The organism is Rhizobacter sp. P2_H2 (genome assembly GCF_056403375.1).
The window spans coordinates 1-550 of the sequence record NZ_JBFUFP010001827.1 but is presented as its reverse complement, the minus strand read 5'-3'; the positions used below and the strand labels follow the sequence as shown (position 1 = coordinate 550).

At 65.5% G+C, this 550-nt stretch carries 2 protein-coding genes; one reads left to right on the top strand and one right to left on the bottom strand.

Features of this window, described 5'->3' with window-relative positions; translation table 11 throughout:
• Window positions 1–348, top strand: a 348-nt coding sequence (locus AC1D15_RS36450) for a response regulator transcription factor (protein WP_477829926.1), incomplete at its 5' end; no start/stop codon positions are given.
• Here AC1D15_RS36450 and AC1D15_RS36445 read toward each other — a convergent pair.
• The coding region (locus tag AC1D15_RS36445) for a response regulator (protein ID WP_477829925.1) at window positions 345–550 on the bottom strand (206 nt) is incomplete at its 5' end. The two genes, AC1D15_RS36450 and AC1D15_RS36445, sit on opposite strands and share 4 nt — an antisense overlap.

The window sequence follows — 550 nt, the reverse complement described above, 5'->3', positions numbered from 1 at the left end:
CCCAAGTCGCGCTCGGCTGCCGACATCCTGCAGGCGGTGACCTCGCTGCTGGGCGGCAACAAGTACATGCCGACCGAAGACGAGATGACGCATGTCGCCGGCACGTCCGAGATCGAGGCCAGCGAGCAGACCTATGCGGAAGAGAACCTCGCTGCCGCCTATGACCTCGCGCCTCGCGAAGCAGCCGTGCTGAAGTGCGTCTGCCAGGGCATGCCCAACAAGCGCATCTCGACCGAGCTGAACATCTCGCCGAACACCGTGCGCAACTACCTGTCGCGCATCTTCAAGGTGATGAACGTGCGCAACCGGACCGAGGCCGTCGCTCGCACGCAGAACATCCTGCGCTAGTTCGTGGTTGCGCCCGGGACCGGTGGCGGCGCACGGGTCTCCTCGACCCATTCCAGGTCGAGCAGTGCGCCCATCTGGTCCAGCAGCGCCTGCAGGTTGATCGGCTTCGTCAGGAACGCGTTGGCACCGGCCGACAGGCTCCTTTCCTTGTCGTCCACCATCGCCCCTGCCGAGATCGCGATCACCGGCAGCTGCGCATGGG